Below are 701 nucleotides of genomic sequence, written 5' to 3'. Positions count from 1 at the left end.
TGTAATAAATCGTGTTGATGCGATTGTTATAATTTGTGGTTAAGACAACACACATTCGTAGAAAATGACGCCATTGCCACCTTCTTGAGTTGCAACAAAACCAACTTTTTCAAGTAACTTTGCTGAAACTACATTTCCAATATCGACACCACCAATAAGTTTTTCTACTAATTGGTTATCACGACAGCTTTTAAGTAAACCAAATAACAACTCACTACCGTAACCTTGATGCCAACTAGATTCAGCTAATAAATAACCTAAATGCGCTGTAGCATTATCTGATTCATAAAGGAAAACGAAGCCAATAATTGGTTCTAAACCTTTACGCTTAACTGAAAATAAATAGCTTTCTGATACCATTTTCAAAAGCCAAATTTCAGCATCCGATTCAGTATTAATATCATGGAAATATGGAGGTAACGATTCAACAACCAACGGAGAAAGTAAGCTAACAATTTCAGATAATAACTGTGATTTCAGCAATCCTGACACCAAATAAGAGTCAACATTTGCAACCTCAAGTCTCGTTGTCGTAAATGCTATAGATTTCAACTTTGAGCTATTAATCATATCGTTACCTTAAAAAATTATAACGCCTGCATAACACGTTTGCTACCATGCAGATTAAGCCTAAATTTACCACTTAATACGGTAAACCCAAAGAAATCTAGAATGCCGAATGTAGCAAATCGTGTTGATGC

Annotated in this window: 1 protein-coding gene; it reads right to left on the bottom strand. The window is 34.7% G+C overall.

Annotated features, from left to right (window positions below; genetic code table 11):
- Positions 1 to 39 precede the first annotated feature (39 nt).
- Positions 40 to 570, bottom strand: coding sequence for a GNAT family N-acetyltransferase (locus A6E03_RS04345; protein ID WP_065600238.1), 531 nt, complete (start codon positions 568 to 570; stop codon positions 40 to 42).
- Between the last annotated feature and the right edge of the window lie 131 nt (positions 571 to 701).

Origin of the sequence: Aliivibrio sp. 1S128 (assembly GCF_001691065.1) — a bacterium.
In the GTDB taxonomy this organism is placed as follows: Bacteria; Pseudomonadota; Gammaproteobacteria; order Enterobacterales; family Vibrionaceae; genus Aliivibrio.
Note: the sequence above shows the minus strand (reverse complement) of the source record. Positions and strands in the feature narration are given on the sequence as shown.

What these genes read in the sequence shown, in the direction of transcription:
- A6E03_RS04345 (WP_065600238.1), bottom strand. Translation starts at nt 570, where the DNA reads ATGATTAATAGCTCAAAGTTGAAATCTATAGCATTTACGACAACGAGA.